Consider the following 26387-nt stretch of genomic DNA (forward strand, 5'->3'; position numbering starts at 1 on the left):
AGGATGCCATGTCGCTAAAAGAAGTGGATTTAAAGTTTAAGTATCGTTCGGATGCCGATTCCATTCATGCTGACTTTTATGAGAAATGTTTGGAGAAATCTGTGCAATATGACAGAGCGGTCGGGTATTTCACTAGTGGAAGTCTGGGTCTTATTTCAAATGGCCTGGAGGAATTTCTTGCAAAAGACGGCATGATTCGAATGATTGCCAACCCGTACTTGACGCGGGAAGATGTTGAAGCCATTCGGTTTGGTTACAAGGCCAAGTCGGATGTCATATCCCAATCCATTTTACGTGAGTTTGAATTATGTGAGACTTCTATTAGGGAAGACTCGCTGAATACGCTCGCCTGGCTGATTTATCAGGGAAAGTTAGAAATGAAAATCGCCTTTACTCAGAATGACAGCCTGTATCATGAGAAGTTCGGTCTCTTTTATGACGAAGATGGAAACAGAGTGGCCTTTTCGGGTTCTGCCAATGAAACGGTCGGCGGTATGAAGAATAATTTCGAGAAGATTGATGTGTTTTGGCGTGAGAATGATCTGGAACGGATTGAAGATATGCAGAATGACTTTAGTAATCTATGGGCCAATCAAACGAACGGGTTATCCGTTATCGATATTCCCAATATCGTAAAAGATGAGATTCTTAGCTATAAGAAGGAGGGAGGCGTCATGGCAGCACCCAAGGCTGTTCTAAAACCGCGCCCATACCAGCAGGAAGCGATTGATGCTGTAATAAGCAATAACTGGCACGGAATATTGGAGATGGCCACCGGAACGGGAAAGACCATAACGAGTCTGCTTATTTCAAACGAATTTTTTAAAGAAAAAGGGCGTATCTTTCTCGTAATAATTGTTCCTTTCACCCACCTTATAGGTCAGTGGGAAGAAAATTGTCAAGAGGCTGGATACGAACAATTTACGTATTGTTTTGGGACGAAGAAAAAATGGATGAATAAGCTTCAGGCCGATGTGCGGGATTTTAACTTGGGACTGGTGAAGAAGCAAGTGGTGATTACTACCTACAGGACGGCATCCTCTGATGAGTTTAATCATTTTATGGAACGGGTCAGGGGCAAAAGCTTTCTCATTGCCGACGAGTGCCATTACTTTGGAGTCAGGAGCCTGAGAGAAAATAAAATGGGGAGTTTGGAGGCGAAAATTGGTCTCTCAGCTACACCGGATCGCTGGTGGGATGAAGAGGGGACGAAGTACATAGAAGACTTCTTTGGGCCGACTGTTTATGAGTACGATATGAAAATGGCTATTCAAAATGGTGCACTGACCGAGTACATCTATCATCCGGTAGTGGTTGATTTAACTGAAGATGAGATTGGCCGATATGAAAAATTGACGAAGAGACTGATTCATCTCTTAAGTGATAAGAAAGCAAACAAAGAAGAGATCAGCGAGGTAAACCGGAAGAGAAGCCTCATTATCAGTAAAGCAGATGATAAGAAACAGGTACTCTTCAGAACCTTTGATCAAAAAGTAAGAGAAGAGGTTTCGCACACCCTCGTTTATTGTGCTCCTGGCGAAGTAGAGATCATCACGAGTAATTTGTCCCGCCTAGGATACAGGGTGCATCGCTTTGACTCGCAGGTGCCATTAGAGGAACGGAAGAAAATTCTTGATGCCTTTGACAATGGAACCATTCAGGTTCTAGTTGCGATCAAATGCCTTGATGAGGGGGTGGATGTTCCGAGCACGAAGACCGCCTACTTCCTGGCAAGTACGTCCAATCCTCGGGAATTTGTGCAGAGAAGGGGGCGTATTCTGCGGAAGTATCCAAACAAGAATTTGGCGGAGATATATGACTATGTCGTGTTGCCAGCGAACACTAGCGATCAGATGTTTAAATCAATTGCGGCGAAGGAGCTTCCGCGATTTGCGGAGTTCTCACGCTATGCCATTAACAACTTCAATGCAAGGGAAACAGTCGGATCTGAACTCAGACCGCACTCCCTGGAATACCTCATGGACAAGCTGCCGTGGGAAGTATATAACGAGTTCAAAAAGATGGAGGTAGACCAATGAAGATTAATGAAGACCTACAGAAAAAGTTTGAAGAATTCCCGGAAGAACTTTCGTATTTAGCAAAGTTGATAATGGGGGAACTGGAATCAGGAGTGAAATCGAACACTCAAATTGAATCGTTGATCCGTGATGAAATCCGTGAAATCATAATGGAGGAAGAGGAATGAAGCTTTTAGAAATCTCAATGACAAACTTCAGACAATACTATGGTCATCAAACGATTGAATTCTCTCATGACGATCAAAATATAACCATTATCTTTGGGGAGAACGGAAAAGGGAAAACGGGGATTTTCCGTGCTCTTATGTTCGGGCTGTATGGCAGTACTCATATTCAGCAGGACAATCCGAAGGAAACGATTCACTTGGTCAATTTTCTGGCCTTGGAAGAAAATATGAATATGCCTGTTGAAGCGAAGGTAAGGGTGGTTTTCGAGTACGAGGGTAAAAAGTATGAGCTTCAACGGACAATTATGGGATTGAAAACGGGCGGCAATGCGATTGAAGAGCGAGTTCAAGAGGTTACGCTGAATGTCACCGACGAGGTAGGCAACTACGGGGCAGAGTCTTTGACAGATGTCAGCGAAATTTCAAGACTGATGAACGGCATTTTGGATGAGGGGATTAAAGATTTCTTCCTCTTTGATGCAGAGAAGATTGAGACACTCGCCAAAAGTGATGCACGTGTACGAGATGAAGTGAAAAAAGGGATCGTCAAACTGCTCAAGATTGACAAACTGGAGAATGCGATTAGCATCCTGAAGAAGCTACAGCAGTCAGAGAAAAGAAGGGTACTTGAAGGTTCTCAAAGCCTGGACTTAAACCGAAAGCAAAACGAAATCGATGAACTCAAAACAAGGATTGAAAACAATGAAGAGAAAATCATCTTAAAAAACAGCAATTCAGTCGCTTGTGCTAATGAAATCGAGGATATTGAGAGCAGACTTGCTGAAAATGAGGGCGTTCGTTTAATTCAAGAAAAGCTCGCTGCTACGACAGAGAAGAAGGCCATTCAAAATCGATTGGCCACCCGGATAAAAGATGACATTCGTGGTGTGCTGACGACGGACAGCTATAACCTCGTCATGAAAGACGATTACCTGTCTGTAAAAAATTATTTGGATCAAATCCTTGTGGATCAGAAGGATCTTATTCCAATCGAAGTCATTGAGAAGTCCCTACGTGACCAAACATGTGCTTGCTGTCAGAATGATTTGAGTGTCCATATGGAAAATCTTAAGCATATTGAACAGCTCAAACATAATTATAAGCGTTCCGAACTCACACCGTTGATCTCGATGATTTCATCAAGTATTCATGATTTCTCCCTGGAAGAAGAAGATGTGAAGACCAGTATGAATGCAAAACTGGCAGACTACAGAGAAATTAAACAGGGAATCGTAGAGATTGATAAGCAGCTGCAACGGTTTGAAGAAGAGATTGCCGACAAGGCGCAGGAGCAGGAAAATCTGAAACATCTCGAAGCAACATTAAAGTCCAAAAAAATGATGCTTCATGAACTAGGTGTCGAAATCGATAGCCTGAAAAAAGAGAATGTGCAAAATGAAAAAGTGCTGGCATCCAAAGAGAAGGAATTCTCAAAACTGATGCGTGAAAATGAAAGCTTACGCATTGATTCAAAAGTGCTTCAGTACATTGAAGATCTGACCCAGCATTTCGCAAATGTGTTCAAGGATTATAGCGATGAGATGCGTAAAAAACTTACAGCAGAAACCACTACGATTTTTAAATCGTTAATTGATCACAAAGACAAAGAACTGGTCAGCACGATCGACGTGAATGAAAAATATGAGATAAAGGTAAAGGGATGGGATGGCGTCGATATTACCCAGGATATCTCGCAAGGTCAACGGCAAGTGGTGGCCCTGTCGTTTATTACGGCTCTGGCTAAGGTTGCTGCTGGTGGATCCAGCGACATTAACTTCCCATTGTTTATGGATACTCCCTTTGGACGAATCAGCGGAAATAACCGTGATCATCTGATCGATCATATTCCTAACCTAACCTCTCAATGGATTCTCCTGCTGACCGATACGGAGTTGTCCCGCACAGAAGAGATGAGATTTAAAGCCACAGGGAAACTAGGAAAATGGTACAAGCTTGATCAACTATCAAGCGGCCACACGAATATTGTTAAGATCGAGACTACTGAAGCAATGGCGACAAGGGGGTAAATCATGGATTTCTTAATGGATCAGGCACTACTATATACAAGTGAAAAGTACGAATCAATCTATGTTCTCTTCAGAGAGGAATATGAAATAAAGTATCAAGAGCTTTTCCTTATCTGTGCAAGTTTGGGCTTTAAACGAAATCGGGATGTGCAATTCTCTCGTCATGGAAGAGAGTTCCGTACTAACTATTTGAACACCAAGCAGAAAGCAGCGGCTTATTCGATTATTCTTAGCGACATGGAAATTGGACGGAATATTGAGTCCTTTGAAGACACAGATTTTCGATTGAAGGCTAGAAAGAAGCTTGAAGCATATGCAGAGGGCGGAATGGACATTCTTGTTGAGGATGTTTTCAATATCCATTGGGACGGTCATAAATTGGATCCTACCTATAAGGAATATGAGATTGATGTGTTGAGCTATATTTATGAGGATGCTGTAGCAGTACCTTTTTAAGTCTTTTAAAGAGCGACCTCTACCTTCAAGGTAGAGGTCTTTTTTGTGCGCAACATTTTTCCCTTTATATAATAAAATTTTGAATTTTTAACTTTTTATAGGTACGATATGATATATATATGTACAAAAATCAACCAAGGGAGGCAACCCCATGAACCAAGCTCTCATTCAACCAGACGATTACATAACCCTGTGGGGGATCATCGTCGTATGGGCTTCCGTCAGCATCTTCCTCGAACAGCGCTATAGCTGGGCGGCGAAGATATCGGGAGCCATCATTGCCCTGGTGGGTGCTATCATTCTATCGAATACGGGGGTGATCCCGACTGAGTCACCGGTGTATGATGCCGTGTGGACCTTCATCATTCCCCTTGCGATTCCGCTGCTGCTCTTCCATGTGAACTTCAAGAAGGTGTGGAAGGAAAGCGGGCGGCTGCTCATTCTGTTCTTGATCAGTTCCGTCGGGACGGTGGCGGGGACGATCATCAGTTTCTTCTTATTGAAGGATCACATTCCCTACCTTGATAAGCTCGGTGCGATGCTCAGTGCCTCGTATGTCGGGGGAGGGGTGAACTTTGCCGCCATGGCCGCGAAGTTCGCACCGCCGGGAGAGATGGTGTCGTCTGCGGTGGTGGCGGATAATCTGATGATGGCCATCTACTTCATCGTGCTGATGACGATCCCGACCATGGGCTTCTTCAGGAAACGATTCCGTGCGCCCCATGTGGAAAAGGTGGAGAACGGGGGCATGAAGGAAGACGGCAAGACGCTTGCCGAAGGATTCTGGTCGCGGAAGGAAATGTCCCTCAAGGATATAGCCCTGTCGGTCGGGACCGCCTTCCTGCTTGTGGTGGTGTCATTCAAGATCGCCGAACTATTTGCCGGACTCATCCCGTCCGGTGACGATGCGTCCTTCTTCCTGAATCTCATGAACGGGCTGTTCGGGGATAAGTACCTCATGCTCACGACATTGACCTTCCTGGCACTGGCCCTGTTTCCGAAGTACTTCGAATCGATCAACGGCAGCCAGGAGATCGGGACGTTCCTCATTTACCTGTTCTTTGTCGTGATCGGCATACCGGCTTCCATTCCGTTGATCATTCAGAATGCACCACTGCTCCTTGTGTTCGTGCTCATCATCGTCATCATCAACTTGGGCATCTCACTCGGTGCAGGGAAGCTATTGAAATATGACCTTGAAGAAATCCTCTTAGCCAGCAATGCCAACGTCGGAGGCCCGACGACGGCTGCCGCCATGGCCATTGCGAAGGGATGGAAGGATTTGATCGGGCCGATCCTCGTGGTCGGTACGCTTGGGTATATCATCGGGAATTATGTTGGGACGACGTTAGGATTGTGGTTTGCTGGGTTTGTGTGATGGCTACTGATACTAGAACGATCCACTAGAATACATGTGGAGAGAGTCTTTATGAGTGTTAATAGAAAGATAAGAAGCAAGCTACCCAATCGGTAGCTTGCTTCTTAGTTTGCATAGGAAAACCCCTTCTATAAAGGAGGGGGTCTACTAGTTACAGACTACTAGCTCGTCTCTGCTTAGTGTTAGTCAATTTCAATGCTGATAGTCTGGTCACTGACTTCAACGTTTTCAGCTCCTGAAAAGGATACATTCAAGTCGTACACTCCAGGATCTAACTGATTGGTATCAATACTGATGGGATAGATCAGTTCATCCTGTTGCGTTAAGGTGATGGTCTCACCTTTTCTCGATTCGGGATCTCGGCCTTAATGGTGTTTTCAGGATAGGATTCCTTCCCGTTATCATCGACTGCACCAAAGGCATACCCGATATCCTGTATCAAACCGAACTGGATCGTGTGGTCACCCTTTTCAATGGGTTTAACCATGAACTCATATGTTTGGATCCCATCTTCGTTTGAAACCAGTTCAAGGCTGGATTCCAGTTTCACCGTCTTTTCATCAAGTAGGTTGAGTGCAATAAAAGCCATTATGCAAACCGCAATTAACGTAAGTATGGCACTAACACCCTTATTCATTTTCCTCCAACCCTTTGCTTTCATTATTTTGATTAGGGGTTACCTGCTATATCAAGTAGCCACTGTATAGTGACCATGCACCTCGCCATCAATCTCCACGTTCCCACAAAACCTGAAGCCACTTTTCTCAATGACCCTTCTCGAAGCATGATTCCGGGGCAGGACCACCGCATTCACCTGCTTCACATCGGTCTGTTCAACCAGGAAGGCGATGAGTCCTTTTACGGCCGTAGTCGTGTAGCCTTTATTCCGGTGGTGCTTGGAGATGGCAAAGGCAATTTCCCTGTTGGGTTCGGGGAGTTCCTCCTTGATCCCTGTATTGCAGAAGCCGATGAAGGCACCGTTCTCTTTTTCAATGATTCCTAGCTTGAGCCACCCGTTACCGATGGTGGGGAGGGAGGAGAGGAATGCCTCGTTATCGGGGACTTCGTAATTCGTGAGCCAGTCCAGGCGCTGCTCTCTTGTGGAACGCCAGTCGGGCAGAAATTCATAGATCTCCGGCTGGGACGTCAAGTGGTAGATGGCATCTGCGTGCGATGGTTGAAATTCTCTTAACAGGATGTTGCCGCAGTCCAGGGTGAAGGGTCTGTTCATATGAGTACCTCCAAATGTGAATCACTCCTCAGTGAATGCTGTACTGGAGAGCTCCTTCATATACTTCTTCACATCAACGGCCCAGTCCTCTATATGCTGGTGAAACGCCGACTGATTTCCTGCATAGAGCTCGCGCAGCGCTTCTTCGTAATGAGGGAAGTTCCCGGCCATGGAGGTCATGAAGTGGTAGGTGGCTTCCTGGGATGCTTTGGCCTGCTGGGCTCCTCCGCGTCGGGCGTCTTCGACGAGCTTCCGAAGGGTGACGGATGCGCCGCCGGGCTGACTCTTGAGCCATTCCCAGTGACGTGGGAGGAGGGTCACTTCGCCGGATACGACGCCGAGCTTCGGCCGGCCGACCCGTCGTGGCTGGGCTGCTTCCGCTTGTTCTCCTGATTCTGCCTTTGGATTGATCGGACCGTGATAATCAACATCAATTTGTCTGCCGGTGGCATCGTCAAAGATGAGGACCTGGGGCCAATCGTTGCTATCTAGTTGATCTTTGATGGTGGAGACAACTTGATCCAATGGTCCACGGGCAACGTTTTTGACGCCTGAAAATGCGGTATACGTTTTCGTCATGTTTTCCAACTCCTTTACTACAGTGTATTATACCCGGGTAAAATGGTGTCGTCAATATTACCCGGGTTAAAATAAAAAAACACCCCACTTGTGATACTAGAAGTGGAGTGGGGGATGGTGATCAAACCAGCTGGTTCAAAAACGTACTTGCGTCACTGTTGAATTTCCATATCACGCCGAAGCGGTCCTTCACCATGCCGAAGCTTGATGACCAGGGAACGGACGAGAGGGGCATGAGGATGGTTCCTCCTTGAGACAGATGGTCGAAATACGTTTGGTTCAGATCAGGATCGCCGTCGATCAGGCTGATGATCACATTGGTTCCGGGATTGATGGGACCCGTGACTGATTGCATGGACGGAAGAACGTCGGAGATCATGATGGTGTTTCCAGAGAAGTCGAGTCGCGACTCCATAATCATGGTTTGTTCTTCAGCCGGGAGCGGGGGTTCTTGAGGAATCGCGCCGAAGGTCACTTGTTGGACCGTTCCCTGTAGGGCTTTTTCGTAAAATGAGAGTGCTTCCTGTGCCTGGCCGTTGAATTGAAGATAAACGATGGATTTCATTGTGTGTTGCCTCCTTTATGGGTCTACCGGTAGTATAATGAGGGAAAGGTGACAACTATATGTCGCCATTGGGAGGGCGTTATGCAAAAAATTGAGCGATTGATTTCAATTGTGATGTTGCTTCTGCAGAGGGAGCGGGTATCTGCCACTGAGCTGAGCCGGCTTTTCGGGGTCACGAAGCGCACGATCCAGCGCGATATGGACACCCTGACCTATGCGAATATACCGGTCTATGCCATGCACGGGCGGGAGGGCGGATACGGATTGATGGGAGAATATAAATTTGATAAGCGGTTGTTGACCCACAAGGACATTGAGCATATCGTCGTGGCCTTGGATGGATTCGGTCAGCTGTCATCGAATGAAGAGGTTCAACAAACAATCGGGAAGATCAAGGGGATGAGTCATATCGATCTTACTCCCACCCTCTTCATGACCTTTTCTGATAGGGTGGGTCAGAGCGGATTGAATGAGGAATTATCCACTCTGATGGACGCCATTAAAAACCACTGGCTGATTGAATTTGATTACGTGGATCAGAAAGGGGCCATCAGCCGCCGAGCCGTGGAGCCTTATCATTTGAAGCTCCATGAGATGAAATGGTATGTGGCCGGGTACAGTATGGAGCGTGAGGATCATCGGACGTTCAAGGTGACAAGGATGACGGATCTCAAGATAAAGGGCTCGTTTACACCACGTCCCCAACCTCCTGAAGGAAATGACATGGAGCAGCCACCGATGATGTCTATGATGGTGAAAGCCGAAATCGATATTAGTGTCAGGGATCAATTCATTGAGCGGTTTGGAAAGCAGTCCGTCGTGCACGCTGGTGGAAGAACGTATGAAGCCACGATGGAACTGCCTGAGAATCACTTTGCTTATCAGTTTCTGGCCGGGTTTGGCAATAAGGTGAGGATTGTGGAACCCCAAAGGTATGTAGAACAGTTTAAAGAATTCTTAGAAGAAGCGTTAAGGATGTATCAATGAGGCTAAGGTTGCAGCCTTTTTCTCGGCTCAAACCTTCGTTCAATCCCGCGGTCGTATCGACACCTTCAATTTCTTCGATGACGAAGGTAAAGAAGGTGGAGTTTCTTTTATGGACAAGCTGGTTTCTAGTTCGGATGGAGTTCCCTATTCAGAGACTGCGGAAATGTTAGTGAATTACGTGAAATAAGATGAAGAAAAAGCTTCCTGGAGAGTGGACGGTTGGACCATTTCTCTGGGAAGCTTTTTGGGATTTGTATTTTATTAGAGCGACTTTTGATTAGGATGACGAATCAGAAAGATTTCGACTTGGTTTTGTTTTACCCTATAAAATATTTTATAGGGATCAGATTTTCCTAACGATATTAACACCATTCGTAAGTCGACTGGCATTCCTTTCACGAGAATATGTCTTCCAGGAAGGTGAATAGAGAAGTCTTTATGAAGAAAATAGGATTCAACAGCGTCCTTTAAATATGCGGCAATCGGTTGAAGGTCTATTGATTCTCTCCATTGATCGAGGGATAAAAGAGATGAGATGGCTGACATTCTCCAAGCTATTTTCATTTGTTAACTTCCAAGCATTTTTTTAATTTGATCTTCTGAGAGGATTGGGTTGTCTTCTTCCAACGCTGTAACTAGTTGCTTTTCCTCATCAGGATCGGTAACGTGGTACCCGCCGTCGTCCGACATTTCTTCTACTTCCATAAGTAAGAATTTCTTGTTATCAACTTGGATGTACGGATGCCCAGATTGAATGGCTTTTTTTACATCAGCGTGATCAATTCGAATAGGATCCAATTTCATCACCCACTTTTCCTGATTTGTATTCATTATAAATCAGATGGTTATAAGAATAAAGTTGAGTGGGATGGAACCTTACATACGTCATTCATTCAATATCGATCTTCCATTAACGAACACCTAGCTATTTTGGCCTTTTCTACCCTGACCGCTTCATCGACATCGCCGAATTCAGTGAGGTCCCCCCGATGGTCAACCAGGTCGAGACCCACGTCTTCAACCAACAGCGGAAAATAAGATGAAGAAAAGCTTCCTGGAGAGTGGACGGTTGGTCCGTTTCTCTGGGAAGCTTTTTAGGTTTCAGGTTGATATACGTGATGGGTGGTTCCTTCACAGATTATAAAGAATGAAACGTGTTTATTTTACTCTCTGTTTTGTTGAGAATCCTTATTATATTCTGACGATGAAGAATGATCAATGAAACGCTTACCAGCAGAGAAATACCTATGATCACGCTGTCTTCGAATAGTATACTGTAAATGAATAAGGAGATACCTGCCACCATCGAGCTTAGGGATACATATTTGGAAATGAACAATGTTAAGACAAACATTACAAAACCGACCAAAACACCCAAGGGAGACAAAAATAAAAATACGCCCGTAGATGTCGCGACGGCTTTCCCGCCTTTAAAACGGGCAAATAGAGAAAAGATGTGTCCCACGATAGCCAGCAACCCACAAGCAATGGGGTTGACCGTGGAATGAAGTAGGACGGGAAGGAAACATGCAAATACCCCTTTTGCGATATCCGCACCTGCAACGAACAGACCTGCTTTCATCCCTAACACCCGATAAGCATTGGTTGCTCCCAAATTTCCACTTCCATAGTGACGAATATCTTTTTTGTAAACTATCTTACCAACGACAAGTGCGAAGGAAATGGAGCCAATAACATAACTTAATACCAAAGTGAGTATGTTCAAATTTGTATAATCTCCCAGTGTATTTTTTGTTTTGGTTTGTCCTGTTCGTAAACCATGTTTCGAACGTAGTATAACATATTTTTACATATTATATAGCTGTTTTCTTAGGTGTCGAGTCAAACAAATGCCGGCTAGGCACTGCTTTGAGACATGGTCTGGGCACTACTCTAAAAAATCACGGAGGTACCAATGAATATGATCGATCGATTAATAGAAAAAAACATCAAGGTCCGAGAAATCCCTGGATGGGGAGCGTACTTGAAGAAAGAATGGGAAACCCATTTTGCCGGTCACCTCAGCGAAAAGGAGAAACAGTCCATCTATTTGTCTGACCAAGATGGATTCGGTGGATATCTGTGGCATCTGTTCAGTTACAAGAAGAGGACATGTCTTGAAGGTGAGAAGGCGGAAGGTGCTTTCAGGGATCAACAGAAACAGAAGTGTTTCATCTTCTTTCAGGACACGGAGGACGCCCTGCTTCTTGAGAATGCGTCGGGTTTTGATGTGAAGGACTTATTAAGTGAAGTGGGCCGCGACGTTTATGTCGTAGACAAACAGTTCCGTTGGACGTTCGTGCTTACGCATGAGACCGGTTGGCTTGGGCCCTATTTCAGTAGGAGATAGAAAAGACAAAGACGCTTCGGATTCCAAGCGTCTTTGGCATTGATTATATTTTAGTAGAAACTCAGCTTCTTTCCAGGACCTTCACCAGCATCCCATGAACCACCTCATGATCCCGGGCATCAAACAACCGATACTCCTCACCAGGCAAGGTGTACCATTCTTGTGCACCTACATAGGTGATCTTGAGGGAGAGGATGCCATCTTCATCGCAGGTGGTGACGAGCTCAAGCTCCCCGCTGATGACGCCGACTTCTTCAGTCATGACGCCGTGGCTTGCGTTGAACGTGGTTGATTTGGTTTCCATGGTTTGGCCTCCTGTTTGAAACGGACGATCCCGATGAGGATCGTCCGTTTTTCTTTTATTCTATCAGTATACGCAGCTATTCAGCATCCCTTGAAGGGCGGTCTTCTCGGACGATTGCAGGCTCAGGTTCCATTTGGACTTGGTGCTGATCCACCATTTGGCGTAGCCACATTTCGCACCGGCACGGGGCGGCTGCCAGGTGGATGGGTCCTGGTCACCCTTGGAGCGGTTGCTGCTCGCGGAGACGGCGATGAGCTGGGATCCACTCAGATCATTGGCGAACGCCTCGCGCTGGGCGGTGGTCCAGCTGCTGGCCCCGGAGCGCCATGCTTCGGCTAGTGGGACGATGTGGTCGATATCGAGGTCGGACGGGTCGGTGAACGTGACGCCGTCATAGTAGCTGTACCAGCTTCCCGACGTCACCGGGCAGTTGCCACTGTACGAATCGGCATCGCGCTTCAGGACGACCTGGCGGGTATCACATCCGCCGCCCTGGCTGATCCAGTGGGGGAACTTGTCCCGAGAGTAGCCGGTCATCACCCCCTCGGTCTTCACCGTGAGTCCGTTCAACTGGGACTGGGACGTCGCTTTCGACGGTGTGACAGGCGGAGTGGCAAACGCGGACGGCAGGAACAGGGAGAAGGAAAGGACAAGGGCAACGACAAACAAAATGGTTTTCTTGAACATGGAGAGCCTCCTGTATGTAGTTTTTTATATGAACATCAGCACGATGCGCATACTGGATTAAGGTGCCACTACTGCCATGATAGGGGAGGGAGTGATAGGTTTACAAGAGGTTTTTTGTAAAGATTCAGACTTCTTTCGGATTTTTAAATTGGTGGTAGAAGAATGTCTTGAAATGAAATAGAACCAACCACCTTATTATTAAGGGATTGGTTCACGACTACTCTCTACTAACGTTTATGGAAAGATAGCCTGTTTGCGCGATCACATCAATTTTATGTTCACCTTTTTCATACGTCGTCAGAGTCCCTTCTGTAAACGTTTTTTTCCATCCTCCCGCTTTGATATGCGAACGGTAAAGGAAGGGAAGGCCATCTTCCTTCGCTTCAGAAGTGCCAGCCCATTTGTACGATTCAAAGTCATCCCGACTCACTGTTTTTTTCGCCAATTGAGGGACTGGAAAGCCACCGAATTTATCAGATTCTTGGTAAGAAAAAACAGCCCATAACGTTAGTAGAATGGTCCCTAGAGAGAGAACCGAGACAATCCGAATCACCTTTTTCTTATTCATACATACCCCCTGTTGATCTGCCTTACCGCAAATGGATCTTGTTTCCATTATACTACAATTGATTTGATAATATTGGAAAAATATATGGTATAGTGAAGGAAAGATACGCACATGACAGAAATAATGGAGGAGTCGGATCGTGAAACACATACAGCACCAGTGGCGTGTCACGAAGTACAATCCAACGTTCAGGGATGAACATGGCTACTACACTTTGGTAGAGGAGTGGACTTCACCTTCTGATATAGGGGAGACCTTTGATGGGAACGAATTGATGCTCGATGACTATCTACGGGTAGAGGAGGCTTATATTGATTCTGCCAATGCATTTATGGAGGAGAGCGGCATCCAATCCGTGCGTGTTCTGGGGTTGGAAGGGAGCATAACAGAAGAGGATTGGGCATCTTTCTTATATGAGAGTGAATTTGAAGGCATTGTGCTGAAGGAAGATTCCCTGGTCGACCTGGGTGACCTGCGCTTGATCATGAAGTTGGTGCTACGGGATTTCATTTGGTGCCAGCTGTATGACGGGGATCGTTTCTTCATCCATTTGGGGACGGATTACTATATGTATATTGGCTCCCATGTGAACTGTCCATCGGCCATCGAATGGTCTGCCACCCACGGCCTTTTTTTGGAATCGGAGCTATCTCCGTATGGGATTTCCGAAGAAGACGCCATCTGGGAGATTGGATGGAATGATCTTGACGATGAGTCCAAGATCCTCGTGGGGGAAGAGGGCGTGACCGGCATTCCCCTGGATGAGTGCCGAAGGATTTTCCGCTTGTCAGCAGCGCATCCGGTGACTGGCTCCTTTGAGATTCCACGTGAAGTGAAGGAATTTTTTCAACGTTTTCTGGAGCATGAAATGGACTTTAATCTTTATGAGTATCGTTTTTGGGGTGGGCATTAATATATATGCAATAAAAGGGAGTGGTATCAGTGGCGATAACTGATTTGTGTGAAGCCTGTAAAAGAAACGAGATTAACGTTGTAGAAACATCTGATGACTCTAGTCAACCTTATAAATTATGCAATCAATGTCACGAAAGGTTAGTGAAATATTCATTACGACCTATTGAATGGTACAACTTAGCGGTTGTTCATTCCCCTAATAAATTTTCATTGCATGATGATTTTTATGAAGAGAACGGAGAGGCTTTCCAACCAGAAGAAGATATAGTTGTAACAAAAAAAGATAAAGCACCCACATTACGAGATGTTCGAGATAATTTGGAGTCTTTATTAGACTTTTCGATAACCAGATGGTTTCTTGAGGATGATGTAATAAATGCCCTTAAAATACACGATATCCAAAATACTTTGAGTTCAGTGATATCTAGATTTTATGTAACCAGAAATTACGAAGTGAAAACAAGAATGTTGGAAATTGTAGCTGATGTTTTAGGTGCTTCTGCTTCAGGGTGGGTAATGAGGAAGATTTACTTTACCCGATTTCTTGGGCGACAGCCAGTAGTTTGCCATCCGAAGAGGGATTGAGTAATATCTTTGGGAAATTGAAACTGGTAGGTGAAAAAGAATTGCCAATAGCGGCTTTTACCTGCTTACACCGCTTCCGTTCAAGTAATGTACTTGATTGGATTGAGTCAACTTCCATGAGTTTTAACGATAATTGGGGAAGGCTGGCAGCCGTATGCTTCCCAACCTGGGAGAGAATGAAAACGTGGCTGAACAAAGGAAGACCTCTAAGTTTAATTGCACTGGATACAATGGCGAACTGTGTCAAAGGTTATGGCGACATGTATGTTGAGCAATTTTCTCCTAAGATCCTTTGTACAGACAACTATGAAGTAGAGCCTATAATAAATGATTATTATCAAAAAGATGGAGTTCCACGTGTCAAAATGAAAGTAGCCAGAATAATGGAAAACAAACAAGAGATATTTGATAAAGGCTAATGGTTGACTCTACCTGTGTAAAAGCCTGTCCACGCTACACACCCCTGAAGAGTTAAGTAGCTTCAGAAAAACAGGGATCTTAACATTGACCTAGCATATAGATAATGTGACCATTTTTATTTACACAATGCAAGAAAGGCTGGAACCCATCATGAAAAAAAAGAAGCACCAATCATCATACAGATCGATTGGTTTTACGTCCGAGAGCGGAAAAAGACATTCCCAACATGCTTCAAATGTTTAACCACGAGGAAGTAAGAAAATACCTTGGAATCAATCCCCCTCGTGATGAACACGCCATGATAGAAATGATCAGGAATCGTACGGAAACAAAATGGACGGTGGCATTAAAAGAGACAGATGAATTTATCGGGGATGTCATGATCCCAACTATAGCAGAAGGGTATCTTGGCGAAATCGGGTATCGCTTCATGAGGGAGCATTTGGGATGTGGGGTTGCGCATGAAGCGGTGTCCGCGGTCATCGAGCATTGTAGAAGCACCTTACATCTTAAACGCCTATCGGCTACGATCGATAATGAAAATGTACAGTCAAAGAAGTTAATTGAAAAGCTTGGGTTTACGTTGGTAGCGGTGTTGCCTGAATCGAATCTAATGGGCAGGGTTACCGATGTCGCTTATTATTCCCGTATGGTATAAGTCTCCTTGGTCAATGAGGAATAGAATTAAATAGATTGGAATAACTAGAGGACAGGTGAAAAAGTTGAAAATCAAAAGAGTACACGAGTATGAGGTTGATGGTGCGCTAAGAAGTAGTATTCAAGAGTTACTGTTGGAGAGTTTTGGAGACGATTATCCAAAGGAAAGAGTATATTTTAAGCAATTGCCCCATTTTAGATACCTGGTTTTGAATGAAGACAATATGCTAGTTGCTCAAGTAGGGCTGGATTATCGAGTGATGAATCTCAATGGCCTTCCAGTAAACGTTCTTGGAGTCATTGATCTATGTGTCAAAAAGGAATACCGCTCAAATGGATTAGGCTCTTTATTGCTTTCAGAAATTGAAAAATTCAGTGGAGATAAGTCGATTGATTTCTTACTATTATTTGCAGATCATAAGGGTTTGTATTTGAAAAATGGATACCGATCCGTAATGAGCGAATGTACATGGCTCAAAATAGATCATGAAAATCATCAATCTTTAGGTGTGGGAAAGGAAGTCATGAATGAACTGATGATGAAGGAGATTGGAAATGCGAAGTGGGAAAATGGATGTTTAGATTTATTAGGCTATCTTTATTAATGGAATCATACAAAACCCAGAGTCATCAACTCTGGGTTTTGTTAGGTTAACGATCTTTATATTGCCGCCATCACGATTCCTCTAAAAACGCCTGCACTTCAGCCGCATTCTCTTCCAACCCGCCTTCATCAAATTCAAGGACGGCGCCGACGTCATAACGGGTGTTATGGTAGGTATTATCCATCGGGAGGCGCATCGTTTCCACGTCCTTGGTCTTGCCGCGCACCACATCGGTTCCGACCGAGAGGAGGGTGCGGTAAGGGACGTTGGTGTCGACGGAGTTGTAGGCGATGCGAACGATCTTCGGTAGCTTGGTGATGGTGGAGAAGCTGCTCACTTCTTCCTTCAGCTTGCCGAAGACTTCCTGCTGGCGTTCGACGCGTCCGTAGTCGCCGTTACCGTCGTGGCGGAAGCGGCTGTAGGCGAGAAGCTCCTTGCCGTGGAGTTTTTGCGTGCCTTCGGTCAGCTGGACGCCGAGGGCTTTTTTGTCTTGGGTCATTTCATACGTCGGCGTCAATTCGATCCCGTCCGGTGCAACGGCGTCGACGATCTCTTCAAACGAGTTGAAGTTGACCTCGGCATAAGAGTGAATGGGGATGCCGAAGTTTTCCTCGATCGTCTGCCTCATGAGTTCCGCACCACCGAAGGCATACGCGGCGTTGATTTTGTTGTATCCGTGCTCCGGGATATGGACGTAGGTGTCCCGCATGATCGAGACGATCTTAGGCTCCTTCGTGTTCGAGGAGTAGTTGGCGATCATGATCGTATCGGCCCGTGCCCGCTCGTCCCCGCGTGCATCGCTTCCGAGGATGAGGACATTGGTGTTGTCGACCTGCTCGTCCGATCCGTTGAATTCCGTTTCCTCTTCGGCGCTGGTCTTATGAAGGGGCGAATTCCCGTTGGCGAAGATATACCCTTTGACCCCGAAGGCGAGGAGGAGGGCGACGATAAGGAGAAGACCGACCCTTCTTTTTCTGATTCGTTTACGTCTGACTGTACGCTTCACTGTGTATCCACCTTTCATGTGTGAAATTCATTCTCTATGTGGTCGTTCACGACTGTCGAAAATCCCATATGCGCGTATCCGCATCATTTCTCACTGTATAGCAGGGAGATAAAGATGAGGTGAAGATGGCGAGGGAAATCTTCAGAGTGAAAGTGAAATGTTGAGAAGGGAATAGTGAAGTAGAGGAAATATAAATGTTACATGGGGACAGAAAAGCCCGGAGAGTAAGAGGAGAGGGGTGTGGCGTTGCATTGATTGAAACAAAAAAAGAGGGACTTTTTCAAGTCGCCCTCCCCTATGTTAGAAGTCTATTTTTACATTGTGCTCTTCTTCAAAGTCCATATTATCCCATGAGAACGCATAAAGGATCATTTCAAGGTTTTCTTTTAGCTCAGGAATCTCTTTTCCATCGTCATAGCTTTGAATGGTAAGGGTAGCATCGGCTTTCTTGCCACCTGAAATTTCTTGGCTCATGCTGAGCATTCCCTCATCGACCATCTTGCCATCAGCGGAAACTTCCCTCGCTTGAATTTCGATGGTATCATCACGTTTATTTTCAACCTCGAACATTACCTCAATGGTATCACCAAACACATCGTCTTTTTTCTTTTCCACAGAAATCAAGGTTGCTTTGATGTTTTCTGTGTCAGCGATTTCCTGGTTGAGCTTCTTAGGCTCTTCCTTTTTGGTTTCTTCCTTATTGGTTTCGTTCTTGGATTTTTCACTGGAATCGACAGACTTTGGTTCCTTCGTTTCCGTGGTGCCACAAGCTCCCAAGAGCAGGGCAACAAGTACGACTACTAAGAATTTTTTCATACTTACGCACCTCCCAAAAGATTGTATCACATGATTCGACCTTTTGTATCAGTTTATTTACAAATAAATCATTTAGATTACAGTCTTTTGGAGGAGATCATTTATTCGCAAAAGAGCAAAGTATTATAGCGTTTGATAGCTAAATCCGTTTCAACGTAAACGAAAAACAAACGCCGCGGTCCGTGTTCTGTGCGGAATACTCTGCGTCATGAAGCTTCAGGATGTTCTTAGCGATGGCGAGTCCGAGGCCGGTGCCATCTTTGGCACGTCCGGCTTTCTTCTCTTGATAGAACTGGTCCCAGATCCTCTTCAGATGGGTTTCTTCGATAGGCTCGCCTTCATTGATGATGCTGATCCGCACGTGGTTGCCGTCGGGATGGGCTTCGATTTTCACTTGTCCGGCTGGCGGTGTATGCTTGATGGCGTTTGACAGGAAGTTGCTGAGCACCTGCTCGATGCGGTGCTGATCGGCGAGCACGGTGACATCTGCCACGTCCATGTGGACCTGGAGATTATTCTCCTGGATCTTCATCATGAGCTGATTGAACACGTTTTGGATCACCTCTTTGACGGGGAACGCTTCCGGCTGGAGCTGGAAGGTGCCGGACTCGTACTTGGCGAGCTCGAGCATATCGACGATGAGCCGGTCCATGCGGCTCACTTCCCGGTTGATGGCTTCAAAATAGTGATCCGTGCGGTCTTTGGCAAGGCCGTCCTGGAGGATTGCCGTACAGCTCTGGATGATGCTGAGGGGTGTCTTCAGCTCATGGGACACGCCGGCGATGAAGTTCTTGCGTGTATGTTCAAGCTGCTTTTCCTTTTGGATCTCATGCTGCAGCTGGTTGATGTGTCGATGGAGGTTGTCGGATAGATTGTTGATGCTCTCCGACAGCTCGCCGATCTCATCGGTGGTCTTGATCGGGATGCGCTGTTCGAACTGAAGATTGGCCATGTCCTTTGCCGTCTTGTTGATGTTCACCAAGGGCTGGGTGATCTTTTTTGAATAATAGAAGGACCCGAGTAGGGCCAGTATGACCGCTCCGATGATCACGTAGATGTAATAATCCTTCAGCATTTCCATTGCCTCATCGATTGGCTGGAGGGACGTCATCGAGATGAAATAAAGGGGGTTCCCGTCTTCATCCAGCTTCTTGTCCACGAGGATCTTGTAGGAGACGCCATTCCGCTCATAGCTCTTCGGCGAGGACTCGACGGGATCATGACCCGGGCGGAGGAGCAGATCCGCCTGAAATGCTTTGACCTGTTCCAGGAACACGCGATTCGATAACACCGGGTTCATCTGGAACGGGTATTGTTCCGGCGTATGCGTGGCATCGACCTTCCCGTACAGGATCTTCTTCTTGAGGGATTGTTCCCGTGTATGATCGATCCGGTCATCGAGTACCCGGTTCCGCATATAGTCCATGTAGCTGTCGATCCCGCCGTCGAAGATCTCGAAGGGGCTCTCCCGGTTGTTCAGGTGATGTTCTTTATCCACGACCATTTCGTAAGGATACAGCTCGTCGCCTTTTGCAATCGCCTTGACCTCAAGGACGTGATCCCGGTAGTTTTCCAGGGCTTCGAGGATCGACGTATCAGATAACGAGTTTTCGAGATAGGCAAGGGGAATCGTGTACTCCTGGTCCATATTGGCCACGATGCCGCCCTCCTCGACGAATCCACCTGTGATCGTGAGGGTGTAGTCTTCCAGGGTTTTCACATAGCCCTTCTCATCGAGGACCGTGATCCAGGCATTCGTCTCCTGATGGAAGCCGCGTTCCAGCTCATGGTTCGCCCGCTCCCCATCGTCGAGCTTCAGGTATTCCTTCTGGAACTCATCCATGGAGTCGGAGAGCTCGCCGATCTTGCTCGATTCATAATACTCATCGAAAAAAAGCGTCTGACCGACATAGATTCCCCCGACCATCAGCATGCACAGGGCAAGGGTCAGGAAGAAGAGCTTGAGGAAGAGGCGGCTCTTCATACCAGTCCCTCAAACTTGTACCCGGCCCGCACGATCGTCTTGATCATCCCGGCGCATGCCCCGAGCTTCGAGCGCAGGTTCCGGATATGGGTGTTGAGAGAACGCTCATCCCCCTGGTATTCATAGCCCCAGATCTTGATAATCAGTTGCTCCCGGGAGATGACCATGTTCTCATTGAGCATGAGGTACGACAGGATCTCGAACTCCGTATGGGTGAGGGAGACCTCTTCACCTGCCACCTTCACCGTCCGGGACCCGAGATTCACCTGCAGACCGCCCGTCGTCAAAGCGTCATCGTCCTTTGTAGTAGGCTGGGTGCGCTGCTGGAGGAGGCGCTTGGCACGCGCCAGCAGGATCTTCGGGCTGTAGGGCTTCGTCACATAATCATCCGCCCCGAGCTCGAATCCTAGGATCGTATCCTCCTCATCGGACCGTGCCGTCAGCATGATGATCGGCACCGCCGACTGCTTCCGGATCTGCCGGCACACGTCCCAACCGTCACGGCGGGGCATCATGATGTCCAATATGATCAGATCGACGGAGTGGCACCCGAAGAGCTCCAGCGCCTCCTCACCATCGCCGGCTTCCAGCACCTCATAGCCCTCATTCACAAAATAATTCTTACTGATTTCCCGGAGGATCTCTTCATCCTCTGCGATTAACACTGTCTGTTTCATCCTATCTAAACCTTTCCGGATCTTGTTTACCGTTCCAAATTCCACCTCATTATAAGCTTCTTGGGGGGAGGATTCAAATCTTCATTTAGAAGAGTGCCTCCTCTTTTCCCTTCATTTTCTTCCAGTTGCATGGTAAAGTTTGGGTATAAGAAACGGAGGGGAGCGTGCATGATATGGTCTCATGGTTAGTTACCATCATGATCCCACTTGGACTCATCACCCTGGTTATTATCCGTAAGAGAAAGAAACAGCCATCGCCCCGGTTTATGATCTGGTGGATCGCTGCCGTCACGGTGTGGGGCGTGATCAGCATCAATCTGGTGCCTTGGTTGATTGGTAGAGTGCTATAGGTGGTGTGGGCGTAGATGGATCTAACGCTCTAGCAAATGAAAGAGGGGAAGGCGATAGGGTGAGTAACGAATCATCAACTGTAAATATGACCATTCGCAACAAATTTCTGGCCTTCGTACTCGTGCCGACGATCATGTCAGCAGGGGCAGGCGTCCTTTATCTGGTCTACTCATTTGGAGACATCCACGGCCAGAGCGTTCTGGCCCTGATCGTGACACCTTTTCTTTACTGTGTGTTGTATCAACCCATCTTTGATAAGGATGAATGTATGAATGTATATGGGACCGATGGTGACTTACGTTTAAAAGAGAAGCTCAAGAAACATAAAGGAACTTTGATGAAATATTGTATGGTCACGGCCATTACAGCTTTTTTTGCAATAAACATGCATTGAGGGAAGAACGTAAGGGTAGATGGTATGTAACCTGTCATACTTTTACAAAGTATCCTGTTAGTTAACGATTCCGAGACGATCATAAAGTCCAACATCGCTTTAGAGAATAGAAGGTGCTGACTTGAATTCGGAGGCAAAATTAGATGTACTGTCCAAGTGGAATAAAGTAACGGCATATGTAATCATCCCGGTAATCATTTCGATTATGTCAGTCACGATCTATAGTGGAATCGTCCTTTTTGAACCCAAGCTTGAAGTCGCCATTCTTATGGTGATGATTGTCTTTGGCATGTGTGATATCTGCATGCCTGTAAAAGAAAAACATGTTATGTTGAAGGTCTTTTATGAAGATGGACATTTAAACATGTACAAGAAACTACCCACTAATAAAAGGATATTGATATCATACATCCACGCATTATTATTTCCCGTCTTGGTTGCGCTCCTCACACACTAATTGCATGAAAATAACCCTTAGGAAAAGCTGCGATCTTCATTATTTTTCTTCTGAATCCGGGAAATGGGTGGACTGTACGCATAGGTATAGGTTAAAAGAAAAATCCGAAAGAGGGGTCAACGCATGAACGAAACAGGAGGAAAGACATTCACGACGATTGTAGGCTGGGTCGCTACGGTTGCTGCCGCATTGTTGTCATCCATGGTGCTGGCGGTTGTAGCGTTGGTGGCTGGTTTTATCCTCTGGCATCACTTCAGGGACCGCAAGATGGGAGGAGCCCTGATGATTGCTTCTGTTCTCAGTGTGGTGCTGGCATATGCGATCGGGTTTTTGTTGGTTTATGTGATGAGTGTGAGTTGATGCAAGGAGTATGGGGGAGTAGGGGATGATTATGGAATTGGATCATAGCGAGGTTGTGAAGTAAGAAGGTAATGAATTGTATCTGTTTTCCTGTAACGCGTAAAAAGGATCCGATATCAGCATCGGATCCTTTTACTTATTTCCACTGAAGAATGCCTGTTAAATCGTCATACACCGCATCCGGCTCGAGTCCGAGCTGCTCAGTCGGGGCGTGGCCGCGGTTGATCCAGGCGGTGTGGAAGCCGAAGTTCTTGGCGCCGGAGATGTCCCAGCCGTTGGAGGACATGAAGAGCACTTCCTCACGTTTCACGTCGAGCTCCTTGAGGGCATGGGTGTAGGCGGCGGGGGCTGGCTTGAACTGCTTGACGTCATCGACGCTCAGGACCGAGTCGAAGTGGTGATCAAGACCGGCGTTTTCGATCAGGCTGTCGAGCATATGCTGTGTGCCGTTCGACAGGATGACAAGCTCCTTATCCTTCAGCTCAGCGAGGACGCTCTCCACTTCAGCGTAATGGGTGAGGTGCGTGTAGGCATCGATCAATTCATCTTCTGCTTCCGTCGTCCATTCGGCTCCGTTTTCCATGAGGGCATGGCGGAGGGACTCGCGGGTGACCGTGACGAAGTCTTCGTACGTGCCCATCACTTGTCTCAGGAAGAAATAATCGAGCTGTTTTTTCCTCCACGATTGGCTGATGGCTTCGCCTTTGTCGGGGAAGAGTTTGTTGCATGTGTCTTGTACGGAATGGACGTCGAAGGGGGTACCGTAGACGTCGAATATGAATACTTTGATGGTTGGTTTGATCATGGGTTTTGTCTCCTTTGGTGTGATGGGTGTATGTTTCCCTGTTTGGGTGGTGGTAAACAGGACGGAAAGCTGAAAAGGGTGTAGTGGAAGGACCTGGTTATGCTTTATACTTTTATTACCAGTGTGTGAAAGGGAGGGTATGATGGTTATTTCGTCTAAACGATGGTTTCCGATTTTCCTGATGGCGTTTGTTCTCACCATGGTGGCGATCTGGATGAATACACCCGGGGCCATGGCAGGATATCCGGCAACGGCGTTCGATCTATTGGTGGCGGTGTGCTTTTTCCTCGTATGGTTTTTGATCGGCATTCCATCAGGAATCAAAGGGGAGGGGGCATTCCTTGTATTCGTCGGGGTGTATTGGGGAATAGGCCTGGTGGCGGGTTTGTTGGCCGTTTTTGCTCCATACGAGGAACTGTTGCTGTTCGGTATCTGGTACAGTGTGCCGGCACATGGACTGGGGTTGCTACTTGGGAATACAATGTTACTCAAACTTGTAGCGCCGTTCGTGGGGCTTGGTGTCTCGTTGATGGGTTATGGTACAGGACGCATGCTCAGGCAGAAGGAGCCCGCGTAAGAATGAAAAATTGAATGAGGATTCTCGACCTTTTCTTCCGTGGAAAAGGTTTTTTTTCGTCGACCGTACCCATTTCGGCAAGTTGAGCCTATATACAGAGTAGATACATACGTTGAAATGGGAGTGGTGTGGATATGGAAGGTTGGAGTAAGTTTGAGAATGAAATCGTGGAGATGAATGTGTTCCATCATCAGGAGGATATGCGGATCTTCATTTGGTTGCTGACTCATGTGACGTTCAAGGCCGGGTTGCGCGTGGGGGAAGTGGAGCTGTCTTCGAGGCAGTATGTGACGTCGCTGAAGCAGCTCCAAAAGGATCTGTGGTTTTATGACGGCCGGAAGAAAGAGGTGTATTCCCTGTCCAGGATCCATCGATCCATCAAGCGCCTGGAGAAGGTGGGGGTTCTGACGACTGAAGCATTTGCCTATGGATTGATCGTCACGCTCCGTGCCCCTGAGCATTGGAAGGCTTCTTTGCGAAATAAACGTGAAATGGATGTGAAAGGGCTACGAAATGAAGGTGAAAACATAAAGAAGATCGTAAAGAAAGAGAAGATTGAGAAGAGATTGATGAGTACGCGCAAGCTGCAGGAGGTGACGGACTTTTTCATCCTGAAGCGGGGGAAGGGGCTCAGCGTTTCACCTGCCGACTCCATGGCACTGGAACGACTGTGTGAAAAGGAATCTGAAGAGGAACTGCTGGCGTTCATGGAGGCGTTATTTGCCGAGAAGGGGACGATCAATAGCGCCATCTACATCGAGAAGGTGTGGGAGTCACGGAAGGAACAGGGGGATACCGTTATGGCGAAGTTCCACGAATTGTTCGATGATGTAGTCCCGCACCATGACGCGTGATGAACTGGGAAAGGTGTTGGAGAGGATGCAGGCTGCCTATCCAAATCAGCCCTTATCGCGGTCGATGCTTGAGGTATGGGCGGAAGAGCTGAAGGGATGTACGTATGAACGGGTGCAACAAAGGCTGACGGTGCACATTCGTGAAAGCCGATTTTTACCGAGCGTCAGTGAATTGTACGAGGAGCCTGTCGAGGAGACGCGCCTGAAGGACATGATCTTGAAATGGGAAAAGGAAGGGGCGGAACGCATTGAACAGTGTAAGGGATATCGAGCAGTACCACCCTGGGAATGAGGAGAAGATGCTGCGTCAGATCCTTGAGGCAGAAAGCATGATCCTTGGGGCCGTGCTTCTGGAGCCGGGTGTAATCGGGGACATCACCTTGGAGGAGGAGCATTTCAGCCAATGGCATAACCGGAGGATCTTCGCCGCCATGCGGGCGGTGGAGGAAAAGGGGCTGGATGTCAACCCCGTCACCCTCGTGGACGAGCTGCGGGAAGATGTGGAGCAGGTCGGCGGGGTGCAGTTCCTCTTGGAGCTTGCAGCCCATTGCCCGACAGCGGCGAATGTCGCCCACTTCGAATCCCTCGTCCTGAAGCAGTATGAGCTCGCCCTTATACGGGACTCGGCCTATGAATTCCTCCGGGACTACACGCCGGAATCGGCCCATGATCTGTACAAGGCGCTTGCGAGCATGAAGACCCATATGACGCATCAGGAAGAGTCGAAGAAGGAATTGATGGTGGAGCTCTATGAATCTCTCTATCATGAGCGGGAAGGATTGCCGGGTGTCGCGACGGGGTTCGAGTCCCTTGATGCCCTCACAGGGGGCTGGAAGGAAGGGGAGCTCATCATCCTGGCGGCGCGCCCGTCCATGGGGAAGACCGCGTTCGCAATCCAGCTGGCGTGGGAGTGCATCAAACAAGACGGCGTCTCCCTCACCTTTTCCCTGGAAATGTCGTCGCGTCAGGTGATGCAGCGCCTGCTCTCAAGCCTTACGGGCATCAATATGATGAAGTGGAATAACCCTTATAAGTACTTGACCGTCGACGAAATGCCCAAGATGCATGCAGCCCTTAACGACGTGTACAAATCGGACTTCGAGCTGTCGCAAAATGGGATGATCACCGTCCAGGAGATGAGGCAGCAGATCCTCACCCTGAAACAGGAGCATCCCGACAAGCCGTTCCTCGTCCTCATCGACTACCTCCAGCTCATCACGGTGAAAGGCCGGTTCGACCGCCACGACCTTGCCATCGGCTACATCACGAAGGAGCTGAAGGGAATGGCCCGGGAATTCGGCATCCCAATCATCCTCCTCTCCCAGCTGTCACGGGGCGTCGAATCCAGGGAAGACAAGCGCCCACGCCTAACCGACCTTCGCGACTCCGGCAACATCGAGCAGGATGCCGACGTCGTCCTGTTCCTCTACCGTGATGACTACTATCACACCGACACGAAGAGCGGGAGGGAAGTGGAAATCAAGATCGCCAAGAATCGTAACGGTCCGGTGGGGACGGTGAAGGTGGAGTTCATGAAGGAATTTGGGCGGTTTGTGGGGAAGAAGGGGAGAACGATGGAGCACTAA

The 26387-nt window shown here is 47.2% G+C and carries 33 protein-coding genes; 19 read left to right on the top strand and 14 right to left on the bottom strand.

The genetic code is table 11. The features are described from left to right. The first annotated feature begins 8 nt into the window (after positions 1-8). The 5 genes from ABJ225_RS13335 to ABJ225_RS13355 all read left to right on the top strand — a co-directional run bounded on the left by ABJ225_RS13335 (position 9) and on the right by ABJ225_RS13355 (position 6067). Positions 9-2039 (top strand): DEAD/DEAH box helicase family protein, encoded by a 2031-nt coding sequence (locus ABJ225_RS13335; protein ID WP_347320743.1) that lies wholly within the window; start codon positions 9-11, stop codon positions 2037-2039. Continuing rightward, positions 2036-2206 carry a hypothetical protein gene (locus tag ABJ225_RS13340; RefSeq protein ID WP_347320744.1) on the top strand — a complete coding sequence of 57 codons (171 nt, stop codon included), beginning with the start codon at positions 2036-2038 and terminating at the stop codon, positions 2204-2206. Before ABJ225_RS13335 ends, ABJ225_RS13340 begins: the two co-directional genes overlap by 4 nt. Then, entirely contained in the window at positions 2203-4233 is a 2031-nt protein-coding gene (locus ABJ225_RS13345; protein ID WP_347320745.1) for an AAA family ATPase, read from the top strand. Before ABJ225_RS13340 ends, ABJ225_RS13345 begins: the two co-directional genes overlap by 4 nt. 3 nt (positions 4234-4236) lie before the next feature. Further along, positions 4237-4689 (top strand): hypothetical protein, encoded by a 453-nt coding sequence (locus tag ABJ225_RS13350; RefSeq protein ID WP_347320746.1) that lies wholly within the window; start codon positions 4237-4239, stop codon positions 4687-4689. A gap of 151 nt (positions 4690-4840) precedes the next feature. Further along, entirely contained in the window at positions 4841-6067 is a 1227-nt protein-coding gene (locus ABJ225_RS13355) for a DUF819 family protein (RefSeq protein ID WP_347320747.1), read from the top strand. A gap of 322 nt (positions 6068-6389) precedes the next feature. Here ABJ225_RS13355 and ABJ225_RS13360 read toward each other — a convergent pair whose 3' ends face one another. The 4 genes from ABJ225_RS13360 to ABJ225_RS13375 all read right to left on the bottom strand — a co-directional run bounded on the left by ABJ225_RS13360 (position 6390) and on the right by ABJ225_RS13375 (position 8442). Then, positions 6390-6656 carry a hypothetical protein gene (locus ABJ225_RS13360; protein WP_347320748.1) on the bottom strand — a complete coding sequence of 89 codons (267 nt, stop codon included), beginning with the start codon at positions 6654-6656 and terminating at the stop codon, positions 6390-6392. Between the two features lie 99 nt (positions 6657-6755). Beyond that, positions 6756-7298 (bottom strand): GNAT family N-acetyltransferase, encoded by a 543-nt coding sequence (locus ABJ225_RS13365; RefSeq protein WP_347320749.1) that lies wholly within the window; start codon positions 7296-7298, stop codon positions 6756-6758. Between the two features lie 21 nt (positions 7299-7319). Continuing rightward, complete coding sequence (locus tag ABJ225_RS13370; protein WP_318340806.1) at positions 7320-7877, bottom strand: DUF2239 family protein; 558 nt, start codon at positions 7875-7877, stop codon at positions 7320-7322. Between the two features lie 121 nt (positions 7878-7998). After that, entirely contained in the window at positions 7999-8442 is a 444-nt protein-coding gene (locus ABJ225_RS13375) for a VOC family protein (protein ID WP_318340807.1), read from the bottom strand. An 81-nt stretch (positions 8443-8523) separates the two neighbouring features. On the opposite strand from ABJ225_RS13375, the gene ABJ225_RS13380 reads away from it, so the two are divergent. Continuing rightward, positions 8524-9429, top strand: a complete 906-nt coding sequence (locus tag ABJ225_RS13380; protein ID WP_347320750.1) for a helix-turn-helix transcriptional regulator — start codon at positions 8524-8526, stop codon at positions 9427-9429. Between the two features lie 567 nt (positions 9430-9996). On the opposite strand, the gene ABJ225_RS13385 is transcribed toward ABJ225_RS13380, so the two are convergent. Both ABJ225_RS13385 and plsY read right to left on the bottom strand, forming a co-directional pair. Then, a complete protein-coding gene (locus tag ABJ225_RS13385) occupies positions 9997-10233 on the bottom strand; it encodes a hypothetical protein (protein WP_347320751.1) in 237 nt (78 codons plus the stop codon). 334 nt (positions 10234-10567) lie between these two features. Further along, a complete protein-coding gene (gene plsY, locus ABJ225_RS13390) occupies positions 10568-11155 on the bottom strand; it encodes a glycerol-3-phosphate 1-O-acyltransferase PlsY (protein ID WP_347320752.1) in 588 nt (195 codons plus the stop codon). A gap of 189 nt (positions 11156-11344) precedes the next feature. On the opposite strand from plsY, the gene ABJ225_RS13395 reads away from it, so the two are divergent. Further along, on the top strand, positions 11345-11779 hold the full coding sequence (locus tag ABJ225_RS13395) for a DUF4275 family protein (protein ID WP_079515012.1): 435 nt from the start codon (positions 11345-11347) through the stop codon (positions 11777-11779). Between the two features lie 61 nt (positions 11780-11840). On the opposite strand, the gene ABJ225_RS13400 is transcribed toward ABJ225_RS13395, so the two are convergent. The 3 genes from ABJ225_RS13400 to ABJ225_RS13410 form a co-directional block, all read right to left on the bottom strand. Next, positions 11841-12083, bottom strand: a complete 243-nt coding sequence (locus ABJ225_RS13400; RefSeq protein ID WP_347320753.1) for a hypothetical protein — start codon at positions 12081-12083, stop codon at positions 11841-11843. 63 nt (positions 12084-12146) lie between these two features. After that, complete coding sequence (locus tag ABJ225_RS13405; protein ID WP_347320754.1) at positions 12147-12770, bottom strand: HNH endonuclease family protein; 624 nt, start codon at positions 12768-12770, stop codon at positions 12147-12149. A gap of 217 nt (positions 12771-12987) precedes the next feature. Beyond that, positions 12988-13338, bottom strand: a complete 351-nt coding sequence (locus tag ABJ225_RS13410; RefSeq protein ID WP_347320755.1) for a hypothetical protein — start codon at positions 13336-13338, stop codon at positions 12988-12990. Positions 13339-13477: 139 nt separating this feature from the next. Here ABJ225_RS13410 and ABJ225_RS13415 point away from each other — a divergent pair, with 139 nt between their 5' ends. From ABJ225_RS13415 to ABJ225_RS13435, 5 genes are all read left to right on the top strand, one after another. Next, entirely contained in the window at positions 13478-14251 is a 774-nt protein-coding gene (locus ABJ225_RS13415; RefSeq protein ID WP_347320756.1) for a DUF7683 domain-containing protein, read from the top strand. A 29-nt stretch (positions 14252-14280) separates the two neighbouring features. Then, entirely contained in the window at positions 14281-14838 is a 558-nt protein-coding gene (locus tag ABJ225_RS13420; RefSeq protein ID WP_347320757.1) for a hypothetical protein, read from the top strand. Next, entirely contained in the window at positions 14835-15257 is a 423-nt protein-coding gene (locus ABJ225_RS13425; protein WP_347320758.1) for a hypothetical protein, read from the top strand. The genes ABJ225_RS13420 and ABJ225_RS13425 overlap by 4 nt, the downstream gene beginning before the upstream one ends. A 188-nt stretch (positions 15258-15445) precedes the next feature. Then, positions 15446-15916, top strand: a complete 471-nt coding sequence (locus ABJ225_RS13430; protein WP_347320759.1) for a GNAT family N-acetyltransferase — start codon at positions 15446-15448, stop codon at positions 15914-15916. Between the two features lie 55 nt (positions 15917-15971). Further along, on the top strand, positions 15972-16520 hold the full coding sequence (locus tag ABJ225_RS13435; RefSeq protein WP_347320760.1) for a GNAT family N-acetyltransferase: 549 nt from the start codon (positions 15972-15974) through the stop codon (positions 16518-16520). Between the two features lie 70 nt (positions 16521-16590). Here ABJ225_RS13435 and ABJ225_RS13440 read toward each other — a convergent pair whose 3' ends face one another. The 4 genes from ABJ225_RS13440 to ABJ225_RS13455 form a co-directional block, all read right to left on the bottom strand. Continuing rightward, complete coding sequence (locus ABJ225_RS13440) at positions 16591-17526, bottom strand: LCP family protein (RefSeq protein ID WP_347320761.1); 936 nt, start codon at positions 17524-17526, stop codon at positions 16591-16593. 300 nt (positions 17527-17826) lie between these two features. Continuing rightward, complete coding sequence (locus ABJ225_RS13445; RefSeq protein ID WP_079515020.1) at positions 17827-18342, bottom strand: hypothetical protein; 516 nt, start codon at positions 18340-18342, stop codon at positions 17827-17829. A 139-nt stretch (positions 18343-18481) separates the two neighbouring features. Further along, a complete protein-coding gene (locus ABJ225_RS13450) occupies positions 18482-20326 on the bottom strand; it encodes a sensor histidine kinase (RefSeq protein ID WP_347320762.1) in 1845 nt (614 codons plus the stop codon). Further along, positions 20323-21003, bottom strand: coding sequence for a response regulator transcription factor (locus tag ABJ225_RS13455; protein ID WP_347320763.1), 681 nt, complete (start codon positions 21001-21003; stop codon positions 20323-20325). Before ABJ225_RS13455 ends, ABJ225_RS13450 begins: the two co-directional genes overlap by 4 nt. A 173-nt stretch (positions 21004-21176) precedes the next feature. On the opposite strand from ABJ225_RS13455, the gene ABJ225_RS13460 reads away from it, so the two are divergent. The 3 genes from ABJ225_RS13460 (at position 21177) to ABJ225_RS13470 (ending at position 22565) form a co-directional block, all read left to right on the top strand. Beyond that, the gene (locus tag ABJ225_RS13460; RefSeq protein WP_347320764.1) at positions 21177-21353 is read left to right on the top strand and encodes a hypothetical protein; all 177 of its coding nucleotides are present in this window, start codon (positions 21177-21179) and stop codon (positions 21351-21353) included. Positions 21354-21412: 59 nt separating this feature from the next. Beyond that, positions 21413-21748: a hypothetical protein gene (locus ABJ225_RS13465; protein ID WP_347320765.1), complete on the top strand. Its 336-nt coding sequence runs from the start codon at positions 21413-21415 to the stop codon at positions 21746-21748. A gap of 580 nt (positions 21749-22328) precedes the next feature. Beyond that, entirely contained in the window at positions 22329-22565 is a 237-nt protein-coding gene (locus tag ABJ225_RS13470) for a hypothetical protein (RefSeq protein WP_347320766.1), read from the top strand. A 136-nt stretch (positions 22566-22701) separates the two neighbouring features. Here the strand turns inward: ABJ225_RS13470 and ABJ225_RS13475 are convergent, their stop codons facing one another. Beyond that, complete coding sequence (locus ABJ225_RS13475; RefSeq protein ID WP_347320767.1) at positions 22702-23370, bottom strand: haloacid dehalogenase type II; 669 nt, start codon at positions 23368-23370, stop codon at positions 22702-22704. A 142-nt stretch (positions 23371-23512) separates the two neighbouring features. Here ABJ225_RS13475 and ABJ225_RS13480 point away from each other — a divergent pair, with 142 nt between their 5' ends. The 4 genes from ABJ225_RS13480 (at position 23513) to ABJ225_RS13495 (ending at position 26387) form a co-directional block, all read left to right on the top strand. Next, complete coding sequence (locus tag ABJ225_RS13480; protein ID WP_347320768.1) at positions 23513-23947, top strand: hypothetical protein; 435 nt, start codon at positions 23513-23515, stop codon at positions 23945-23947. A 134-nt stretch (positions 23948-24081) separates the two neighbouring features. Next, a complete protein-coding gene (locus ABJ225_RS13485; RefSeq protein ID WP_218245481.1) occupies positions 24082-24801 on the top strand; it encodes a hypothetical protein in 720 nt (239 codons plus the stop codon). Beyond that, the gene (locus tag ABJ225_RS13490; RefSeq protein WP_347320769.1) at positions 24791-25093 is read left to right on the top strand and encodes a replicative helicase loader/inhibitor; all 303 of its coding nucleotides are present in this window, start codon (positions 24791-24793) and stop codon (positions 25091-25093) included. The genes ABJ225_RS13485 and ABJ225_RS13490 overlap by 11 nt, the downstream gene beginning before the upstream one ends. Next, positions 25050-26387, top strand: a complete 1338-nt coding sequence (locus tag ABJ225_RS13495) for a replicative DNA helicase (protein ID WP_347320770.1) — start codon at positions 25050-25052, stop codon at positions 26385-26387. The genes ABJ225_RS13490 and ABJ225_RS13495 overlap by 44 nt, the downstream gene beginning before the upstream one ends.

Source organism: Rossellomorea sp. RS05 (assembly GCF_039822645.1).
Taxonomy (GTDB): domain Bacteria; phylum Bacillota; class Bacilli; order Bacillales; family Bacillaceae_B; genus Rossellomorea; species Rossellomorea marisflavi_B.

What these genes read in the sequence shown, in the direction of transcription:
- ABJ225_RS13335 (WP_347320743.1), top strand. Translation starts at nt 9, where the DNA reads ATGTCGCTAAAAGAAGTGGATTTAAAGTTTAAGTATCGTTCGGATGCC.
- ABJ225_RS13340 (WP_347320744.1), top strand. Translation starts at nt 2,036, where the DNA reads ATGAAGATTAATGAAGACCTACAGAAAAAGTTTGAAGAATTCCCGGAA.
- ABJ225_RS13345 (WP_347320745.1), top strand. Translation starts at nt 2,203, where the DNA reads ATGAAGCTTTTAGAAATCTCAATGACAAACTTCAGACAATACTATGGT.
- ABJ225_RS13350 (WP_347320746.1), top strand. Translation starts at nt 4,237, where the DNA reads ATGGATTTCTTAATGGATCAGGCACTACTATATACAAGTGAAAAGTAC.
- ABJ225_RS13355 (WP_347320747.1), top strand. Translation starts at nt 4,841, where the DNA reads ATGAACCAAGCTCTCATTCAACCAGACGATTACATAACCCTGTGGGGG.
- ABJ225_RS13360 (WP_347320748.1), bottom strand. Translation starts at nt 6,656, where the DNA reads ATGGCTTTTATTGCACTCAACCTACTTGATGAAAAGACGGTGAAACTG.
- ABJ225_RS13365 (WP_347320749.1), bottom strand. Translation starts at nt 7,298, where the DNA reads ATGAACAGACCCTTCACCCTGGACTGCGGCAACATCCTGTTAAGAGAA.
- ABJ225_RS13370 (WP_318340806.1), bottom strand. Translation starts at nt 7,877, where the DNA reads ATGACGAAAACGTATACCGCATTTTCAGGCGTCAAAAACGTTGCCCGT.
- ABJ225_RS13375 (WP_318340807.1), bottom strand. Translation starts at nt 8,442, where the DNA reads ATGAAATCCATCGTTTATCTTCAATTCAACGGCCAGGCACAGGAAGCA.
- ABJ225_RS13380 (WP_347320750.1), top strand. Translation starts at nt 8,524, where the DNA reads ATGCAAAAAATTGAGCGATTGATTTCAATTGTGATGTTGCTTCTGCAG.
- ABJ225_RS13385 (WP_347320751.1), bottom strand. Translation starts at nt 10,233, where the DNA reads ATGAAATTGGATCCTATTCGAATTGATCACGCTGATGTAAAAAAAGCC.
- ABJ225_RS13395 (WP_079515012.1), top strand. Translation starts at nt 11,345, where the DNA reads ATGAATATGATCGATCGATTAATAGAAAAAAACATCAAGGTCCGAGAA.
- ABJ225_RS13400 (WP_347320753.1), bottom strand. Translation starts at nt 12,083, where the DNA reads ATGGAAACCAAATCAACCACGTTCAACGCAAGCCACGGCGTCATGACT.
- ABJ225_RS13405 (WP_347320754.1), bottom strand. Translation starts at nt 12,770, where the DNA reads ATGTTCAAGAAAACCATTTTGTTTGTCGTTGCCCTTGTCCTTTCCTTC.
- ABJ225_RS13410 (WP_347320755.1), bottom strand. Translation starts at nt 13,338, where the DNA reads ATGAATAAGAAAAAGGTGATTCGGATTGTCTCGGTTCTCTCTCTAGGG.
- ABJ225_RS13445 (WP_079515020.1), bottom strand. Translation starts at nt 18,342, where the DNA reads ATGAAAAAATTCTTAGTAGTCGTACTTGTTGCCCTGCTCTTGGGAGCT.
- ABJ225_RS13450 (WP_347320762.1), bottom strand. Translation starts at nt 20,326, where the DNA reads ATGAAGAGCCGCCTCTTCCTCAAGCTCTTCTTCCTGACCCTTGCCCTG.
- ABJ225_RS13455 (WP_347320763.1), bottom strand. Translation starts at nt 21,003, where the DNA reads ATGAAACAGACAGTGTTAATCGCAGAGGATGAAGAGATCCTCCGGGAA.
- ABJ225_RS13460 (WP_347320764.1), top strand. Translation starts at nt 21,177, where the DNA reads ATGGTCTCATGGTTAGTTACCATCATGATCCCACTTGGACTCATCACC.
- ABJ225_RS13470 (WP_347320766.1), top strand. Translation starts at nt 22,329, where the DNA reads ATGAACGAAACAGGAGGAAAGACATTCACGACGATTGTAGGCTGGGTC.
- ABJ225_RS13475 (WP_347320767.1), bottom strand. Translation starts at nt 23,370, where the DNA reads ATGATCAAACCAACCATCAAAGTATTCATATTCGACGTCTACGGTACC.
- ABJ225_RS13480 (WP_347320768.1), top strand. Translation starts at nt 23,513, where the DNA reads ATGGTTATTTCGTCTAAACGATGGTTTCCGATTTTCCTGATGGCGTTT.
- ABJ225_RS13485 (WP_218245481.1), top strand. Translation starts at nt 24,082, where the DNA reads ATGGAAGGTTGGAGTAAGTTTGAGAATGAAATCGTGGAGATGAATGTG.
- ABJ225_RS13490 (WP_347320769.1), top strand. Translation starts at nt 24,791, where the DNA reads ATGACGCGTGATGAACTGGGAAAGGTGTTGGAGAGGATGCAGGCTGCC.